We start from the raw sequence: 18081 nt of genomic DNA, 5'->3' as shown, positions 1-18081 counted from the left end.
AGTGAGGAACTGGAGCCAGCTCGTGGCGGCCCTTGCGCCATTGCAGGAACGCGCGGCCACATTACGTGCGGAATCGTGGCGATCGGCGCCACCGAACCCGCCCGCCACCGACGCCGACATCTCCGCGGCCGAACAACGACTGGGTGTGCTTTTCGACGACGCCTACCGGGATCTGCTGCGTACCTGCGACGGCTGGCCGGTATTCGGCAACAGCCAGCTCTACGGCACCCACGATCTCGGCGTCAGCGACGACTGGGCCATCAACAAAGACGCGATCGAGGAATACTTCGCCAGCCAAGGACGCGACGCAACCACAGCTCCCGAAGGTCACCGGTTCGTCCTGATCGCCCACGACAACTCCTCCTCCCGCTTCGTCGTTGCCGCGTTCCCCTCCTCGACTCGTGAACAGTCCAGCCGCTGCTACGACTGCCAATCCGGTGAAGACACCCCCTTCGACGACATCTACGCCTGGGCACAGTTCGAGTCACGGGCCATCACCACCAGCCTCGACGAGGCCATCGCCGAGGTCGCAGAGCCATGACAGACACACCCACCGGCAACGACTCCGCCGACCAGCCCACCCCCGCCCACGACACCGAGGCCGGCACGACCGAAGCCCCGCCGAGCCGAACCAGTGACAAGTCCGCCACCACCGAGGCGGGCGGGCACCGCCGGTGGCACGCCTCCCGGCCGGTGTGGGCTGTGCTGACAGTGGTGACCCTCGCTGCCCTAGCGCTTGCGGGCACGACGATCGCCCTGGCCGTGACACACCGCGACACCGACAGCAGTGATGTCGGGGTACCTGACCCCCGCGATATCCCGGTTCTCGACGCGTTCGGCCTCAAGCAGCGAGTCCTGGTGCTCGACGCTGTCCGCCAGTACTTCGAATCGGTCGGCGCGAAGGACCCTGTCGCGGTCAACGCGCGCTCGTGCGCCCACAGCCGAATCGACCTGAACGGGGACGGCATCACTCGAGCCAACGACGCCCTCCAGCAACAGTTCGATGCGCACGGAGCACCACACCTGGAGTACACGATGCTGATCGAGTTCCCGACACGCGACACCGCCTACCTCGACGCGGTCGCCTACTACGACCGCCCCGTCGACGCACTAGGTGGCGCGACCAACGAACGACTGCGGATCGATCTCGAATGGGAAGACTACGAGTGGAACGTCTGCTCGATCCGTAAACGTTGAGCGCGCTACGTCGGACCGGTCCGGGGCTAGGAACGGGCCGACTCACATCAATGTTGCCGATGTAGGTGTCCAGGCTGGCAAAGACCGCTGGTCAAGTCGTCGCCATTCGGGCGTGAAGTCGAGGTCACCGCAGTACGTGACTGACCAGCAGCGACCAGCCCGACCTCGAAAGCGGAGGACCAGTCGTCCGAACGAACATCCTCACATCAGCGTAAGACGTTCTGTATCGCACTCGCCGATCCTGACTACAGTTAGGGCGAGCGAGCGGTAATGGCTCCCCCTACTTGTCTCTTACCCGAACCCGTTGCCGCAAACGGAAGCCACAAGGAGTTCCGTTCGCTGCGCAGGGGGTCAATGGCCTGCGGCGGTTATGGCAGGCAGTCACCTCGGTATCGGTGGAAACCAGCGGTGCTTGGTGATGAGATGCCATGCGGATGCTCTACGGGTCGCGAGGGGACACGTGTAGCTGGAGGGGTTCGTGGCGCCGGTGGCTGGTGTGGTTGGTGGCTTCGGTGCGGATGGGCTGTGCGGTATCGCTTGGTTGAGAGTGATCTGTGCCCGTTGCTGATGGGCATTCGGTATTTCGGTGAAATGCGCCGAATCTATCGAACGAAGGTTGAACGATGGCGGTGCAGCAAGTTTCTCGGAATACCTTCATGTAAAAATACTGGAGAGTCAGTGTGGATTCGGGCGGTCGTCGACAACGAGGACGAAAAATCGGATGGTAAGCCAATGGGCCTGATCACGATGTACTGCGAGGCGGGAGGCGACGGTGTCACCTTGAACAAATACGGGACCGGCACGGCATGCCCGGACTGGGTCAACACGAACGTTCCCATAAACTAGGTGGATGGAAGCTTATGGACGATGAATCTTTCGCCAGCAGGGCATTGTCGGAATTGCTCAGGCTGTCCGCCAAGGATGACGAGCTGCGTGAGGTTGTCATCGACCCAGTGGCGCACTGGGTAGAAGGTCCGTGGATTCACCTGGTGTACAGAGTGGACGGCTCTCCGCTGGTGTTCGGTCTCGCCAGGGATACCAGCCGCCCGGAAAAACTGTCCCCGTGGCGAAACCCGACAGAGGCTGCCAGTTGGTATCTTACGGGTGACATCTACGGTGTGCCGTACGAGTTGTTCGAAGGAAATCTCCAGAATATTGTGTGGCTGGGGCAATCGAGTGAGCATGGACTCCCGATTCTTGTGAATGAGGTGGTCAATCGTCATGGATGACGCTACAAAAGGGCTCAGTCTATCGAATCGGCAGCGGCGCCTCTTTCTGATCGTTGCGTGCGCGATTGCGCTCGGAATCGCGGCCCTGGTCGTCTATATGATCGTGGGCTCGAAGCCGGATAATTCGAGCGGCGTGGAACCCTACGAAAAGCCTCTGAATACTGTCATATCGATGCATCAAGGTATCAGTCGCCAGGAACTACTTGATAGTACGTGTGGCGTTTACCATGATGAAGTCCAAAAGCTTACGGAGGACGACGCCAACCAAGCAGCCCATGCCTATCTTGGGCAATTTGGTGAAGTCAAGGTGGTTGACATCGGTCCAGTGCAGTATATGACAGGGGCCAAGGCCAAAGTTACGATCACCGTACAGGCGCAACGCTCTGACGATCCACAGCAGCCGCTGATTCAGAAGGCGGAGGCGGAATTTGATTCCTCATCCCAGCCGTGGAAGGTTTGCGATATTCAACCAATAAATTAACTCGGTACGGCTGAAGAATAACCCAGCCGGGGCAGGGGGTCCGGAGGCTCGGGCGTGGTTCCTCGGGCGACTGAGCCGTCATCGGGGTTCTCCTGCGCGATGGACCGGATGGGTTCGGCGTCACCGTGAGGGCGCGAGAACACCGCCATCTATCACGGCGAATCACACGCGTGAGCACGACCGCGCAAGAGATGGTCGAATGCCCGAGTTGGGTCGGTCGAGAAGGCTTCGCTGGCACCATTTGCGGCGTACCCATCGACCCGGACGACCCGGGTATCCGTCCCCAAAAGCGTGATCTCCAGCCGCCCTCGCGGGAAGCGAACGCGATGACCACACCGAGCATGATCGAAGTGTTGTCCGCACTGCTGGGCTAATCGGCACGGACTCCCCGCTCAGGGAAACCGACATCACTGTTCACGCGTCGTGGATCGACGGGCGGTTCGTATTCGTGGTGTATGAGCAGACCCGCTGGCCCGGGCTGTACGGATTCGCCGCGGACACCGATACGGGCATCATCGAGCCCTACACCGCTGACCCGCAACGGCTGGGCATCGAATTTGCGATGTTCGGCATCTACGAACCCAACGCGCAAGCACCGGATGACGTGGTCGACCGCCACGAGATCTTCTGGTTTGGCGATATCAACGAACTCCCCGATCTCCCCCGAAACCTGGGGCCAGGGAGCCGTGGTCTAGTCCAGACAGGTCTCCTTGTCCAAGTCGGTTGCTGTGGAGGGGGATTGGGTTGTGTCGGATGGTGCCGGTCGCTGTGGTGGGCGACCGGCACCGTGTGGGTTAGGTGGGTTGGTGGGTCAGGAGTGGGTGAGGTTCTTGGGTAAGTGTTGCTAGGGCTGTGGCGATTTCGTAGAGGTCGGCTTTGACGTAGGTGGCGGTGGTGCCGTGGGTTCGGGTGTGGTGGCCGGCGTAGGCGCGGGCGGTGGCGTAGCCGAACGCGCGTTCGACCCAGGTGAGGGTGGTGTGTCGGAGCCAGTGGGTGGTGACGCGTTGGGTGGCGACCCAGGGGAGATGGGTGCCGAGGCGGTTCCAGAGGTGGTCGTAGCGTCGGCGGGTGATGGGTTTACCGCTGCGATAACGCAGGAGTTGACCGTCGGGTGGGCTGCCGCGTTGGGCTGCGTGGTGCTGTAGGTGGGCCATGAGGGTGGGGGAGATCGGTTGCCAGCGGTCGATGCCGTTCTTCTCGCGCAGCAGGATCAGGCATTGGTGTGGGTCGAGGTCGCGGGGTCGTAGGTTCAGGGCGCCGCTGCGGCGGCAGGCGGTTTCGATGTGCAAGCGCAGCAGCAGGGTGTCGAGTTCGCGGTCGTCGCCGGTGATAGAGGTGACGTGGCAGATCTCGGCCAGACGTGGTGAGGGGATCGCTTGCCGATGCGAGGCGGGCCGCGCGGGCATGGTCAGTCGGCGGGCGGGGTTTCGGGTGGGGTGGATCCAGTTGTTGTCTTCGGCGTAGCGGTAGAGGCAGCGCGTAGCGCTGATGAAGTGTTGTCGGGCGCTGGCGCCGTTGCGGGTGCCGCGGGTGGGTTTGCTGTTGGCCTGGACTTGTCGTGCTCGTTCGTCGAGTTCGGCTTTGGACACTTCATCCAATCGCCGGTGGGGCCAATTGTTTTCGAGCCACCGCAGGTGGGTGTTGTAGGTGCGCAGGGTTCCCGGGGTGAGGGTGGTGCGCAGTTGCGGGATCGCTTCACCGAGGGTGGGCGCCGATCCGGTGTCGGTGAGTAGGTCGGCGGGAGTGATACCTATCTGCGACAACAGGATTCGGGTGGTGGCGATGGCTGCGGGGTCCGCGACGCTGCGGACTGGTGTCGTCATCTTCTATATCGCCCGGTTTCGCGGCTGGCCGAATACGGCGTGTAGTGCTGGTGGTGGGTAGATGGCGAGTTGCTGATCGGCGGGGTGGGCGACGAGCAGGACTTTGTCGCCCACGTTGAGGTCGGCGATGCGGCGTTGCCGGTAGGGGACCCGGAAGTTGTAGTTCGCGCTCACGTGCGTCTCCCCGTACTCGGTGGAGTGGACGAGCACGGCACCGTCAGGGCGGCAGCGAATGTCGAGTCGGGTGCCGACTGTCCAACCCAATGCGGCCAGGAGGTGTTTGTCGTGGATGCGTCCGGCATCACCGACGGTGCACATGCCGTAGACGATGTCGCGTTCGATCGGTGCCGCGGCCGGTGGTGGTGTGGTGCGCAGGCTTTCGATCAGTTCGTCTATCGGTGTCAGGGGTGGGATCGCTGGTGGGACCAGCACTGCGCGCGCTTTCCCGCGGTGGTGGCGCTGCGGTGGAATGTAATGCTCGGGTTCGGTGGTGGGTGTGTGCTGGTGTTGTGGTGTGACGGGGTGAGCCAAATGCTGCCTCCAGGGTGAGGCACTCGACCGCACGGCCCGGGTGCGGTCAGCCGCACCGCCGGGTGCATGAACGATGACGGCGCGCATTCGACCATGTCGGCGCAGACATCACGCGCAGATATGCGCTGGCGCACCGAAGGTGGACAGGATTGAACCTGCGACCACCTGACCCTGGTTCAGATGAAATGTCCGATTCCCGTCAGGTCTCGTCCGCGACTACGACGATGCCAGCGGCACCGCTGAGCCCCTGGCTGAATCGGCTGTATCCAATACCTCGACCGCGGGTGCGAGCGCGCATGCCGCTGACAGTCGAGGTTTTCGTCGATGTCCGCTGGGGTTCCTGTTCAATCCTGGTTGGTGGTGATGAGTAGGTCCCCGGTCTCGGTGCGGCTGTAGACGACCCGGCGGCCTATCCGGGTGCTGGTGATCAGTCCGGCGTCGCGCAGCACTGTCAGGTGCCCGCTGATAGTGCCGAGGGACAGGTCGAACAAGGTGGTCAGTTCGCTGGTGGTTGCGGGTCGTTGGAGTTCTCGCAGGATCGCGGCGCGGTTATGGCCCATCAGGTTTTGCAGAGCGGTATCGGCCTGCTCGCGATCCTCGACGGCGAAACCCCGGGCGGGGTAGACCAGTGCGTGTTGGTCCGGTGGCGCCTCGCACAGCCAGGAGCCACTGGTGTGGGTGATCGGCACGAACAGCATTCCGTCGTTGCCGACGATACGGTCCGGGGCGTGCTGGCGGCCGAATTGTATTGCGTCCGAGTCGATCCAGGCGCTGTGCCGGGCCATGTGCCGCAATGCGCTCGGCCAGCCGTCGCGGGCCAGCAGGCCGGAGCGGTAGGTGATGTCGCGTTCCAGCACGGCTCGTCGAGCAGACCATTCCGGGGATACATAGCGTTGCCAGGCCGACCGCAGTAGTTCGGCGGTGCGGGCTCCCCAGCTGTGTCCGGTCAGCCAGTTCAGGTCGTGGCCGAGTCGGCTGTTCGCCACCGAGAGTTCCAGTTCGGTGCGCACGCACGCGTCCGGCATGGCGGCTACTGCGGCCAGTTCCTCGTCGAGCGTCGTGCGCATGCCGCCCGGTGGGGGAATCGCGACGAACCGGGGTATCCATTTCGTGGTGGCCAGCAGCCGGATCAGTTCGATCGCGAATGGGTCGCCGTCGATGCTTGTCAGGAAGTCGGCGTGGTGGCGCCCGTACCAGGATGCGAGCCACGGTTTGGCGGGGGCATCCTTGCCCAGCACGATCACCGATCCGAGGGTTTCGGCGAGTGGGGACAGCGCGAAGCGGGACCGCGACACTGCCGCCGCGTTCAGTCGAAGTCGCACCAGGTTTCGCCTCCAGCCGAAACCTTAGTCGTGCGCCGTGCCCGCCCGCACACTCCGGCAGGTGCGTTCTTCTCCTCTCGGGCATGCGGGGTTTCGGTGGTTTCTCCTCGGGCAGACGGTGTCGTTGTCGGGCAGCGCGATGGCGCCGGTCGCGGTGGCATTCGCCGTACTGGATGCGGCCGGTGTCGGCCAGCTCGGTGTGGTGCTGGTGGCCCGCACGGTGCCGATGCTGGCGTTCCTGCTGATCGGAGGTGCGACAGCCGACCGATACTCCCGGCGGACGGTGTTGCTGGTGACCAACATTGGTTCGGCGCTTACCCAGGGCGGTGTCGCCGCGCTGCTGCTGACTGGACACTACTGGCTGCCTGCCGTCGCCTTGCTGGAGTGCCTCAACGGTGTTCTCGCGGCGTTCATCACCCCGGCATTGCGTGGCGTTGTGCCCGACCTGGTGGATAAATCCCAACTCCGCCAGGCGAATTCGCTGTTGAGCACGGCGCGTAACGCCACGAAGATCGTTGGGCCGGGTGCGGCGGGCGTGATCGTCGCGACGGCCGGAAGCGGTGCGGCAATCGCCGCTGACGCGGCCAGCTTCCTCGTCGCTGCGGTATGCCTGGCCCGGTTGCCGCTGGCCACGCCCGTGAGGTCGGCCACCTACGGGCTGCTGGCCGACATCGGTGCAGGCTGGACCGCGTTCCGGTCCACACCGTGGATCTGGACGGTGACAGTCGCCTTTTTCGTGGTGAACCTGGCCCTCACCGGTAGCTGGCAGATCCTTGGCCCCGCCTTGACCAGACAGACCTCCGGAGAACAGGTTTGGGGGTTCGTGCTCTCCGCCCGCGGGCTGGGCATGCTGTTGACCGGCGCGCTGATGTCCCGGCTGATCGTGCGACACCTTCTACGGTTGGGACTGATCATTGGTGTGCTGTCTGCTCTGCCGATGATCGTGCTCGGTGCGCGCTGTGCGCCACCGGGGCTGATCCTCGCCGCCCTCATCGGTGGGGCAGGCATGTCGGCGTTGGCGATCAGCTGGGACACCTCGCTACAGGAACACGTGCCCGAGCACGCCATCTCCCGGGTGTCGTCCTACGACAACCTGCTCTCCTACGCGGCGATCCCGATCGGTCAACTGTGCGTCGGCCCGCTCTCCAGCGTGCTGGGCGGTTTCCACGTCGCCTTCGTCGCCGGCATCCTCGCCGCGCTCGCCGCGCTGGCGCCACTCGCATTCACCGCTGTCCGCCGGTTACCCCACACCCCGCCCGAGCCGCGCACGTTCACCTCTGGATAGCTGAGACGCTTCAGGCCGAGTCCGCTCCCCGGTGATCACAACCTCGGCCTGCCGTGCGGGTTCCTCTCGGCTGCCCGGACGCCGGTTGGTCCTGCGAGGTCAGCCATGCGGCGAGCGTTGGGCTCGCGAAAACGTGCGCATAGCAACTATTGCATTGGGCATTCATCGGGTAGTCTCCAAACCCGTGATGCACGACGCCCCGGCACGACGCCCACTGTGCTCGACGCTGATTTCCGACCCAGAAATTGCTGTGGCGCAACTCGATTCGACGGCGAGCGCAGGTCATTCGACGCCAGTCCGATGAGCCTGACCAGTGACTTCCTTTTCTACGCAGTCATTGCCGCGGCGGTCGTTGCGGTACTGACCACTTTGCTGGCCTGGAATTCGGTGCCGGGTCCACGGGCGGGGCGCTGGCTGGCGCGGTTGTTCATGATCGGCCTGTGCCAGGCCACTGCGGTCGCGGTGTTAGGCCTGTGGGTCAACAACAACTTCGCTCTCTACAGCTCCTGGAACGACCTGCTCGGCGAGCCGCCCGCGGCCGACTCCGCGCCGAGCGGTGCCTTGGGTGCCGCCGACTTCCACGACCTCGGCGACCGGGTCAGCACCACCGAATATCGTGGGCCGCAGTCGAAGCTGCGGGGCAAGGTATTGGTCTGGACGCCACCGCAATACGACCAGCCCGAGTACCGCGACTACCACTTCCCGGTGATCATGCTGCTGCACGGTGTTCCCGGCACGCCGCGCGCATGGATCAAGGGCGGCCACGCGACAACCGAGATCGCCGACATGATGCGTGACGGCCGACTGTCGCCGGCGATTCTGGTCATGCCGCGTGTCGACCCCGGCGGCAATACGGACTGCACCAACATCCCGCGCGGCCCGCAGACCGCGACCTGGCTGGCGCAGGACGTCCGCACTCTGATCCTCCGCCATTTCCGGGCGCTCACCGAGCCATCCGGATGGTCGATGGCCGGGGACTCGACCGGCGGCTATTGTGCGACCACGCTGCCGCTTCAATACCCGGCGTCGTTCGCCACCGGACTCGCGTTCAGCCCCGATGACTTCCACGGTGATCCCGATATCGTGCCCAGCCGGACACTGCGGCGGCTCAGCGACCCGATTCGTCTGGTCGGCACCGGTATTCGAGTGGCGCTGCTGGTGGCGACCAGTCGCCACGACCCCTCCAGCACCCCCGCGAACGCGCAAACGCTGCTCGCCGCCGCCAAGGCGCCGACACAGGTCGCGCCGCCACTGATCGTCGATGACGGCGGACACAACTGGGGCACCTGGCGGGCGATGTACCCGAAAGTGTTCGGCTGGCTCAACGCCCACCTGAGCCCACCCCGGAAACCCTCTGCGCCAACGGCACTCGCCGTCGGCCAGCCAGGTACCGCGCCGCTACCGGCATGTCAGCACGGTGACCGCTGCAACCCCCAGCGCTGAACTCGGCTCTGCCGCAGGCAGTCCGGGACGAGGAGCCGTTACCCTCGGCGAATTCGGGTGCAGGCCCCGCGGACCGATTCGTGCGGTCTTGACGGTCAGCGGAACGAGCGGCGGCAACAGCATTGTCGCGGGATCGGCTATGCGGCTTCGATGGTGGCGTGGGCGATGCCGCGAGGGCGTCCGGCTCGGGTCCAGCCCCAGTAGAGCAGGGCGGCAAGGAGGAGAGCGGCGGCCAGGGACGCCAGCGGTTCGCCGCGAGCGAGGTTGACGATGAGGGTGAAGGTGACGACGGTGGCGCCGAAGAGGTTGACGGCGAACCACTTTCGCTGTCGGGCCCGGCGGGAGAAGTGGGCCATGGCGATCAAGCCGGTGAGGAAGCTGACGAAGACTGCGACGGCGTAGAACAAGACGAGGCGTTGGTCTTGGCCGTCGGCCGCCACGGTGACTGCGGCTGAGACACCGGCGAACACCGCGACACCCCAGTATGGGGTGTGGTGGATGTTGGTGTGGCCGAGCACTGCTGGCAGTATCCCACCTTCGCGGCCGGTCGGATCGGTGCGTCTGGCGAGGGCTTTGAGGAGTCCGGGTCCGGCCTGGAACGATGACGATGCCGCCGAGAGCAGCAACAGGGCGGTGGTGGCTTGGAAGAAGGCGTACACCACCGGTGAGGTAGCTGCTCGGGCGAGGTCGGCGAGTTGGGTGGAGTCGGTGTCGGGGACACCGATGTGCAGATACACCGCGGCAGCGGTCAATCCGAGGGTGAGTCCACCGACCACACCCAAGGTGAGCCACAGCGTGATCTGCCCGAATCGGCGGCGTCCGCGATCGTCGAGCTGGCCAAGCTGGGCGATCGCCGAGGATGGTGCTTCGACACCGGTGGCTAGTGCCATTGCGACCGGGAATGCCAGTGCGACAGCCAGTATCGGAGTGTGGCCGGGGTCGGTGGCGACATCGGTGTGCGGTGTGCCGCCGATGAATCCGTCGATGACGACGATGGTTCCAGCAATGATGAACAACACGGCGAGTACTGCGAACAGGGTGCGACCCAGGTGCCCGAACCAGGTGACCGCGGCGACGAATATCAGCAACCCCAATGCCAGCGGAATCCGCCAGTCCGCCAGTCCGGGGAGATAGGCGATCACCGCCGAGGACCCCGCGGACACGCTGATCGCGATGGTCAACACGAAATCGACGATCAGTGCGCCGATCGGGACGAACGCCCACGCCTCACCGAACGCCTCACCCGCGGCTGCCGCGGCGCCCCCGCCTTGTGGGTAACGGGCCACCAGCTGCTGGTAGTTGACGATGATCACCCCGATGATCGCGACGACCAAGCCCATCGTGACCAGCAGCAGTCGCAGGTCACCATGCAGTGCCCGCAGGGCGGCTTCGATGGCGTAGGCGACCGAGGACACCGGATCGGCCATCACCGCAAAGGCGAAGGCCCCCAGCAACACCGGCCGTGAATGCAGCACCGACCGGAATCGGGCAGCCGCGGACCGGGCCGGTGCTGCGGTCAGGTTCTGTGACACGGGCATGAGCGCGGTTCCCTCCGGCCGACAGCGCGATTCGATTGCCGACCAGATCTTCCCGGCGCATCAGAATCCAAGTTACCCCCGCTCTCGCCGCGTTGTAGCTGGTATCGAACGGGTGCCGGCGTCCCGATCTGGGGTGCTTGGGCCGGCATACAGGAATACACTTTGTCCGCTGGCGATCTGGCGTGGCTCCGTATTACCGGCGAGCCCAGATGTCGTCGTCCGGACTGCGCCGACGCTGTCGAATTCCAGGTCGGCTTGCGAGGTAGCGATCGGGCAACCGTATCGGCCGGGTGCATTCGGCCGCGAGAAGGTACGCGGTGGGCATATGGTCCCGTTAGACAGGTGCTTTCTGCCTGGCTCGATGGTCCGACGGATCGAGAAGGTCGAGATGGTGCAGCGAATTCTGCTTCTGAGCGGTGCCGATAACGGGCTTACTCGGCGTGCGGCTTTAGCGCTGCGCCGCGCTGGGCGGGTGGTCCACGTAGTGATCGTGGCGGGTAGTGCGGACATGGAGGCCGCGGTCGCGCGCGGTGACTTCGATCTGGTCATCTGTCCGTTTTTGAAGGCGCGAATTCCTGAATCCATCTATCGAAAATGGACCACCGTGGTCATTCACCCTGGCCCGGTAGGTGATCGAGGCGCGCATTCGTTGGATTGGGCAATCAGCGAGGCGGCGCCGGTCTGGGGTGTGACGGCGATGTCGGCGGTCGAGGAGTTGGATGCCGGACCAGTCTGGGCAACAAGAACATTCGTGCTTCCGGTGGCGCGGAAGTCGGTGGTGTACAACGCGGCTGTCGCCGACGCGGCGGTGGAATGCGTGCTGGAGACCGCGGACAAGGCGGCCGACCCGGCTTTCGAGCCTGTCGACCAAGCCTCGGTGAAGCGCCGGGTGGCCGATACCGCCGCTCGGCCGAGGATGCGGCAGGGGGACCGGGGGTTCGATTGGTCCGCTGATCCCGAGCTGATTCTGCGTCGGATCCGTGCCGCGGATGGCTCTCCGGGGGTGTTGTCGATGATCATGGGCTGTGCTGTCTACCTTTATGACGCCCATCCCGGACGAGCCGGCGGCCTTGATGCCGGACCGGGCACGGTGATCGGTCGCCGCCACCATGGCGTCGAGGTCAGTTGCGGATCAGGTGGCAGCATCTGGATCGGACATCTGCGCGTCGAGCTCGGCGAAGGATGGTCGTGCAAGGCCCCGGCCGCTGCGGCGCTGGCGTTGGCGGGGCTTTCGTTGAATTCGGTCGCGCTCGATCGTGGCGATGCGTTCTCCGACATCAGCTACGAGCGAACCGGGTATATCGGCACGGTGACATTCGAGGCCTACAACGGAGCGATGACCGCGGACCTTTGTCGCCGATTGGTGGCAGCCATCGACGCCGCGGCTCGTCAAGACACCCGAGTACTGGTCATTCGGGGTCGTGGGGGCGCGGTGTTCAGCAACGGCCTGCACCTGGGGGCGATCGAGATCTCCGACGATCCGGCCGGGGCGGCGTGGCGCAATATCAAAGCGCTGAACGCGGTGTGCCGGGCGATCTTGTCAGCTACCTCGCAGGTCACCATCGGTGCGTTTACCGGATCTGCGGGAGCCGGTGGGGTGATGCTGCCGTTGGCGGCCGACGTGGTCGTTGCTACCGATCGTGCGTTACTGGATCCGCACTACGCCACCATGGGGCTCGGCGGATCCGAGCTGCACACCTATACCCTGCCGCGGCGAGTCGGCGCCGAAACCGCGCAACGCTTGCTTACCGAGGGCGGGTCGATCGATACCGTGGAGGCTCGAGCGATAGGTCTGATCGACCAGATCTGTCCTGACGATGGATTCGACCGCACACTAACCGATCTGGCCCACCATTACGCACAGCCCAGCCGATGGCGCAAGACCACAGATCGCAAAAAGGAACGACTCGCGCGCGATCTTGCGCGAAAGCCACTCGATGCCTATGAATACGAGGAGTTGGGGGAGATGGCACGCAATCTGTTCGACGACAGCGGCGGCTTCGCGGCCAAACGATCGGCGTTCATGAACAAGACCGCGCGCCGCAACGACGACCGCGCCCGAGGAATTGGCCGCACAGTTGGACTCGACACGCACGGCGCCGATGTTTCTTCGACGCAGGTAACATCAACCGTGGCTAACGGATCGCCGACGCGAGGCCGACAATGAAGGTAAATTACCTGCGCCATCTCTGATCACCGCGGCTGATTCGCCGAAGAAGTCTACCGGTCACCTGGGGTGATTCCATTCGCAACCAGCCGCGGTGAAGACGATCGTGGGCGGCACCGACTGTTCGGCAACGTTGGTCAGAGATGGCTCCGGAACGACTCCAACTCTTCGTGTCGTTCGGGTGTGGTTTCGGGGTAGGCCATCTCGAGGGTGTCGAGCACAATCTGGGAGACGATGAGTCGTGCATTGTCTTTGCGGTCAGGCGCCCAGATCTCGGTGGTTGAACCGGTAGGTTCCCGCAGCAACGAGAACCGTTGAAACACCCAGGAGTACAACAATATTCACTGGTTGGAAGCCGTAACGCAGGGGTTCGCCGTCGAGGTAGTAGTGGAACGGGGACAGATAGGCGACCCACTTCACGCCGAGCTGACCGGCGAAGGCGTGTGCGGCGTAGGCGAGCACGCCGACGACCGCCGTGACCGCGAACACGACGGCGCGGCGACCGAACGCCGCGCCCAGCCCGACGGCGAGCGCACCGAAAATCACGGCGAGCAGTGCGACATTGAGACACTGTGCGGCGAACTGGGCGGGACTGATCGCCGTGAGTTCCGCGCTGCCCCGGATGGCGAGCATGCCGAGCCAGATGAACGCCGTGATCGCGGCGGCGGCGACGGCCAACGCGCCGAAACGCTGCAGTATCAGGGAGGTTCGGGTGATCGGGTAGGACATCAGCAAGTCCAGGGTGCCCGATTCCTCGTCCGCGGCGGTGGCGCGGGCGCCGGTGGCCGCGCCGAAGAACATGGCGAGCAGCGGCACGATCAACCCGAACACGGTCGATCCCAAATAGCCTGGGGCTGAGGCGATATCCTCCATGCGCAGCGCCTCGCGCAGCCCTTCGGGGACGTTCTGGACCTGTTGCCCCCCGCTTTTCGCCATTTGCGGGTAGAAGCTCGCGTACATGACGGCGGCCAGGGTGCTGCCCGCGGTCCAGCCGATCAGTGCGCGGCGACTCTCGCGGAGGGTTTTGGTCAGGATGGTGACGGTCATCTCGATCGATTCCTTGTCGTGGTGTGGTCGGTGCGTCTCGGGTTCACGCCACGGGCATCGGGTGGGCTTCGTCCCCGGTGTATTGCGCGTGGAAGATCTCGTCGAGGTGGGGTTCGCTGGTGCGCAGCGAGGTGACCAGGTGGTGCGCGGCAGCCTTGATGATCGCGTCGGGTGTGCCGATCACCTTGGCGCGCAGGATGGTCCGAGAGTCGTCCAGAGTCAGGTCGGCGATGCCGGGCAAGGCACGGAATTGTTCGAGGGTCACCGGGTCGGCGAACTCGATCTCGATGCGCCGCACTGCGGAGGCGCGCAGATCGGCGACCGTGTCGAGGGCGACGAGCCGGCCCTCGCGCAGGATGGCGATGCGGTCGGCGACCGCTTCGACCTCGTCCATGATGTGGCTCGACATGAACACGGTCTGGCCGTTCTCGGCGGCTTCGCGCACCAGGTCGAGGAAGGTCTGCTGCAGCAACGGGTCGAGCCCGGAGCTGGGTTCGTCGAGGATCAGCAGCTCGGGGGTGTGCATGAAGGCCTGGACCAAGCCGACTTTCTGCCGGTTGCCTTTCGAGAGGCTCTTGATGGTCGAGTTCGGTTCGAGTCCGAGCCGGTCGGTGAGTTCGTCGATGTGGGACTGGGGCACACCGCCGCGCAGCGCAGCCAGATACCGCAGGCATTCACGGACTTGCTGGCGTCCGTCGACGACGAAGTCCCCGGCCAGGTATCCCACGCGGCGACGCAACTCGACCCCATCGTGGCGCGGATCGAGCCCGAGCACCGTCGCCGCACCGCGGGTGGGACGGATCAGGTCCAGCAGCAACCGGATGGTGGTCGACTTACCCGCGCCGTTGGGGCCCAGATAGCCGAACACCTCGCCGGCGCAGACGTCGAGATTCAGACTGTCCAATCCGCGTCTGGTGCCGTAGGTCTTGGTGAGGTCGCGGATCTCGATGGCGTTCTGCATGACTCAGAATCTATCGAAGTTTCAGAGATTTGTGAAGATTCAGAGTGTTGGAAGCTATCCGGTATTGTGCGGGTGCATGGACTCCATGCAGCAACTCCGCGATGCGGCCGAGAAGCTGGCCTTGATCCTGGCGCAGGGCGGCATGCAGAAGGCGACCGCCCGGGTGATGACCGCACTGCTCTATACCGAGCAGGAAACGATGACCGCCGCGGATCTGTGCGAGCAGCTGAGCATCAGCAGCGGCGCGGCCTCGACCGCGCTCAAACAGCTGATCCAGAACGGGCTGATCGAGCGAGTGCCCGCGCCGGGCAGTCGCCGTGAGCACTTCCGGTTCGTCACCGGCGCCTGGGCAACGCTGATGTCGCAGCAGAACACGATGTACGCGGTGATGCGCGCGGCGGCACAGGACGGGCTCGATGCCGCGCGTGCGGAGTCGGTCACCGCCGACCGCCTGCACGAGATGCAGGACTTCTACCGGTACATGGAACGAGAAGTGTTGCCGCTCATCGACAAATGGCGGCAGCAATACAAGGTGAACACCCCGAAATGATCGATCGCCACTGGATGCCGCAGCGTCCAGTGGCGATCTCACCACGCCGGATAATCAGGGTTTGCGCGCAATCCCGCCGACGATCAGTCGTTCGATGAGGGTCAGTTCGCTGGGCGCGGCGCCGTCTGGTCGCCATTGCGGCAGCGGCACCAGTCCGGGCTCGATCAGGTCGAAACCGCGGAACAGGCGCAGGATTTCGTCCTGGGTCCGGAATCGGCCGGTGCCGAGGAATTCCAGGAACGACTTCTCGAGTTCGCGTGCTTCGGCGCCGGTATCGATGAAGTGGGTGATGAACAGATGGCTGCCGGAAGGCACCGCGTTCATATAGGCGTCGACGATGCCCTCGGGGTCTTCGTCGTCGTGCAGGTGATGCAGCACGCCGACGAGCATGACGGCGACGGGCTCATCGAAGTCGATCACCTGCTGTACATCCGGGTGAGTGAGAACGTGCTCAGGAGTGCGCAGGTCGGCGGTGATCACACGAGCCTGATCGTGATCCTTCAGCAGTGCCTGCCCATGCGCGCGGACCATCGGATCCTTGTCGACGTAGACGACACGAGCGTCGGGCTGCAGTGCTTGGGCGACCTGGTGGGTGTTCTCCATGGTCGGCAACCCCGCGCCGAGGTCGAGAAACTGCCGCAGCCCCGCTTCACCGGCGAGGTAGCGCACGCCGCGCCCCAATGCGGTGCGGTTCAGTCTGGCAATGTCGTCGACTTGGGGCATGGTTTGCCGCAGGTGCGCTACGACATCGCGATCGATGGGGAAGTTGTCCTGTCCGCCGAGTAACGCGTCGTAGACGCGCGAAATGCTCGGCTTGCTCTGATCGAACTCCATGGACGTGGAATCGGAACTCGCCATCACTCTCCCTTTGCGTGGGCAACGCCCGCCGGAACCGTTCCGGCGCAAGGGTAGTCACGGGGCAGGAATTCAGCGGACATTTGAGCTAATTCTTCGCGCTGCGCCGGCGACGCCGTAATTCGCGATGAGACAGCCGGTTTCGCGCCGTGCTCGGGGCTGCCGTCAGCCGTGCCGTCCCGGCCAGCCTGGATACGGAGGCGTCGGATCAGGCGGGGGGTCGGCGGGAATACGGCGGTGGACGCTATCGATACCCACAGGGTTGGTCTGCGGGTTGTTACGCGTCCACGTCGTGCATGCTTCGACCAGCGTCGCGCTGTCGACGTCGTGCGGTGTGGGCCCCCACGCTCGGGTCACTCGCAGGCCCTCGAACACGTTGTAGTGGGGTGCTCGGTCGGGCGGTCCCGGGGTAAGAGAGGTAGTGACGGGCTGGTCGGGGATGTTATCGGCGAGGTCTTGGGCGGTGAACCCGATCAGCCAGCCCCGCCGGGGTTCGCCGCGTTGGCCGGGCCTGTTCCAGCGGTAGGTGGAGCCACCGTCGATCGAGTCGGCGACGTTGGTGTAGTCGAGGCAGTAGGCGGCGGCGAATCCCTTGGGCTGGAGCTGGATTCGCATGATTCGAGCGAGGAAAGTGCCTGACCATCGCAGTTGCCAATCGCCGTGTTCGGCGCCGACGGGATACGCGCCGCCGTCGGGGGTGTTCAACCAATCCACTGCCGAGACTGCTGCCGAGTACCCGGGATAGGACAGGGTGTTGCCCACCGACATGGCCAAGCGCTTGCTCTCGGCGAATGCCCGGACCACGGCCGCGTTCGGAGCCGCCAGATCGATGCCGTCGGCGGCGCTCCACTGGAAGGTGTAATTGCCCGCCCATTCCGTCGGGAATGTGTAGTCGGCAGCGGGGACCGTGGACCGTCGCGGTGTAGTGGTCGACGTCGTGAGTGCACGGTCGGGATGGCTGTCCGTCGCGCACGCGGCGGCCAGCAGCACAGCCGCTGCGGTCGCGCTCCAGCCCGTGCGGCCGATCAGCCTCATTTGACGACTCTTCCTTGTCTTTCCGCGGCGTTCGACGCGAACATCGACGTTAATGCACGCAGGTGTTGTCGATTGTCACAGGTCCGCGGTCCAGTTGTCGGCTGGCGGACAAGAGAGTCAGCCGATGCGTCCGTCGCCTGGGGCCGCCGCCATCCTCAGGCGCACCATCGGTAGCGTGTCGACAGGCTTACCGGTCGCGTGCTCGATGGTGGCTCTCAGCTTTTTCCATGCCGCGGGGTGGTCGCGGACGTAGTGGGCGAGGGCTGTGGCGGACTCTTCCCCGGTCATCGGTGTCGCGATGCCGGGTCGGTTTCTCGTGGTGCCGGTGGAGATCCGAACCTGCGGGTTCGTTCGAATATTGCGATACCACTGGGCTCGAGTACCGAACCCGGACACGATGACGTATTCGCCGGGGGCCGGCCGGTCGACGACTTCGAGCACGACGTACCTGGTTTCGCCGGATTTTCGTCCGATATGTTGCAGCATCAGCATGCGTGAGCCGAACAGGAAACCGAGCCCCGCTCGGTAGAGCTGGATCGGCGCGCGAACCAGCCATCGGGTGTGCAGCGCACGGGCGCCGAGTGCGGCGGTCAGGCTTGTCGTGGCCATTTCTGTTC

General features: G+C 64.6%; 18 protein-coding genes. 9 read left to right on the top strand and 9 right to left on the bottom strand.

Going from position 1 to position 18081, the window contains the following annotated elements; genetic code table 11:
• The first annotated feature begins 1 nt into the window (after nt 1).
• The 5 genes from OG203_RS16990 to OG203_RS16970 all read left to right on the top strand — a co-directional run bounded on the left by OG203_RS16990 (nt 2) and on the right by OG203_RS16970 (nt 3281).
• Nucleotides 2–541 carry an SMI1/KNR4 family protein gene (locus tag OG203_RS16990; protein WP_405166624.1) on the top strand — a complete coding sequence of 180 codons (540 nt, stop codon included), beginning with the start codon at nt 2–4 and terminating at the stop codon, nt 539–541.
• Nucleotides 538–1197, top strand: coding sequence for a hypothetical protein (locus tag OG203_RS16985; RefSeq protein ID WP_405166623.1), 660 nt, complete (start codon nt 538–540; stop codon nt 1195–1197). Before OG203_RS16990 ends, OG203_RS16985 begins: the two co-directional genes overlap by 4 nt.
• Nucleotides 1198–2057: 860 nt before the next feature.
• Nucleotides 2058–2426: a hypothetical protein gene (locus tag OG203_RS16980; RefSeq protein WP_405166622.1), complete on the top strand. Its 369-nt coding sequence runs from the start codon at nt 2058–2060 to the stop codon at nt 2424–2426.
• On the top strand, nt 2419–2907 hold the full coding sequence (locus tag OG203_RS16975) for a hypothetical protein (protein WP_405166621.1): 489 nt from the start codon (nt 2419–2421) through the stop codon (nt 2905–2907). Before OG203_RS16980 ends, OG203_RS16975 begins: the two co-directional genes overlap by 8 nt.
• A 170-nt stretch (nt 2908–3077) precedes the next feature.
• Entirely contained in the window at nt 3078–3281 is a 204-nt protein-coding gene (locus OG203_RS16970; RefSeq protein ID WP_405166620.1) for a hypothetical protein, read from the top strand.
• A gap of 420 nt (nt 3282–3701) precedes the next feature.
• Here OG203_RS16970 and OG203_RS16965 read toward each other — a convergent pair whose 3' ends face one another.
• The 3 genes from OG203_RS16965 to OG203_RS16955 all read right to left on the bottom strand — a co-directional run bounded on the left by OG203_RS16965 (nt 3702) and on the right by OG203_RS16955 (nt 6583).
• Complete coding sequence (locus tag OG203_RS16965; protein WP_405166619.1) at nt 3702–4730, bottom strand: tyrosine-type recombinase/integrase; 1029 nt, start codon at nt 4728–4730, stop codon at nt 3702–3704.
• Between the two features lie 3 nt (nt 4731–4733).
• Nucleotides 4734–5162, bottom strand: a complete 429-nt coding sequence (locus OG203_RS16960) for a hypothetical protein (RefSeq protein ID WP_405166618.1) — start codon at nt 5160–5162, stop codon at nt 4734–4736.
• Nucleotides 5163–5605: 443 nt separating this feature from the next.
• The gene (locus tag OG203_RS16955; RefSeq protein ID WP_405166617.1) at nt 5606–6583 is read right to left on the bottom strand and encodes an ArsR/SmtB family transcription factor; all 978 of its coding nucleotides are present in this window, start codon (nt 6581–6583) and stop codon (nt 5606–5608) included.
• Between the two features lie 61 nt (nt 6584–6644).
• Between OG203_RS16955 and OG203_RS16950 the strand changes: the two genes are divergently transcribed.
• On the top strand, nt 6645–7868 hold the full coding sequence (locus OG203_RS16950; protein WP_405166616.1) for an MFS transporter: 1224 nt from the start codon (nt 6645–6647) through the stop codon (nt 7866–7868).
• Between the two features lie 300 nt (nt 7869–8168).
• Nucleotides 8169–9311: an alpha/beta hydrolase gene (locus OG203_RS16945; protein WP_405166615.1), complete on the top strand. Its 1143-nt coding sequence runs from the start codon at nt 8169–8171 to the stop codon at nt 9309–9311.
• Nucleotides 9312–9448: 137 nt separating this feature from the next.
• Here the strand turns inward: OG203_RS16945 and OG203_RS16940 are convergent, their stop codons facing one another.
• Nucleotides 9449–10849: an amino acid permease gene (locus OG203_RS16940; RefSeq protein ID WP_405166614.1), complete on the bottom strand. Its 1401-nt coding sequence runs from the start codon at nt 10847–10849 to the stop codon at nt 9449–9451.
• A gap of 361 nt (nt 10850–11210) precedes the next feature.
• Here OG203_RS16940 and OG203_RS16935 point away from each other — a divergent pair, with 361 nt between their 5' ends.
• Nucleotides 11211–13016: an enoyl-CoA hydratase-related protein gene (locus OG203_RS16935; protein WP_405166613.1), complete on the top strand. Its 1806-nt coding sequence runs from the start codon at nt 11211–11213 to the stop codon at nt 13014–13016.
• A gap of 258 nt (nt 13017–13274) precedes the next feature.
• Here OG203_RS16935 and OG203_RS16930 read toward each other — a convergent pair whose 3' ends face one another.
• Nucleotides 13275–14063: an ABC transporter permease subunit gene (locus OG203_RS16930; protein ID WP_405166612.1), complete on the bottom strand. Its 789-nt coding sequence runs from the start codon at nt 14061–14063 to the stop codon at nt 13275–13277.
• Nucleotides 14064–14106: 43 nt separating this feature from the next.
• The gene (locus OG203_RS16925; protein ID WP_405166611.1) at nt 14107–15024 is read right to left on the bottom strand and encodes an ATP-binding cassette domain-containing protein; all 918 of its coding nucleotides are present in this window, start codon (nt 15022–15024) and stop codon (nt 14107–14109) included.
• Between the two features lie 76 nt (nt 15025–15100).
• Between OG203_RS16925 and OG203_RS16920 the strand changes: the two genes are divergently transcribed.
• Entirely contained in the window at nt 15101–15574 is a 474-nt protein-coding gene (locus OG203_RS16920; RefSeq protein WP_405166610.1) for a GbsR/MarR family transcriptional regulator, read from the top strand.
• Between the two features lie 54 nt (nt 15575–15628).
• Here OG203_RS16920 and OG203_RS16915 read toward each other — a convergent pair whose 3' ends face one another.
• The 3 genes from OG203_RS16915 to OG203_RS16905 form a co-directional block, all read right to left on the bottom strand.
• Nucleotides 15629–16432: an SAM-dependent methyltransferase gene (locus tag OG203_RS16915; protein WP_405166609.1), complete on the bottom strand. Its 804-nt coding sequence runs from the start codon at nt 16430–16432 to the stop codon at nt 15629–15631.
• 162 nt (nt 16433–16594) lie between these two features.
• Nucleotides 16595–17464, bottom strand: a complete 870-nt coding sequence (locus tag OG203_RS16910) for a hypothetical protein (protein WP_405166608.1) — start codon at nt 17462–17464, stop codon at nt 16595–16597.
• A gap of 117 nt (nt 17465–17581) precedes the next feature.
• A complete protein-coding gene (locus OG203_RS16905) occupies nt 17582–18073 on the bottom strand; it encodes a nitroreductase family deazaflavin-dependent oxidoreductase (RefSeq protein WP_405166607.1) in 492 nt (163 codons plus the stop codon).
• Nucleotides 18074–18081 lie beyond the last annotated feature (8 nt).

Origin of the sequence: Nocardia sp. NBC_01499 (assembly GCF_045040275.1) — a bacterium.
GTDB lineage: Bacteria > Actinomycetota > Actinomycetes > Mycobacteriales > Mycobacteriaceae > Nocardia.
This window is presented reverse-complemented; position numbering and strand designations above follow the sequence as displayed.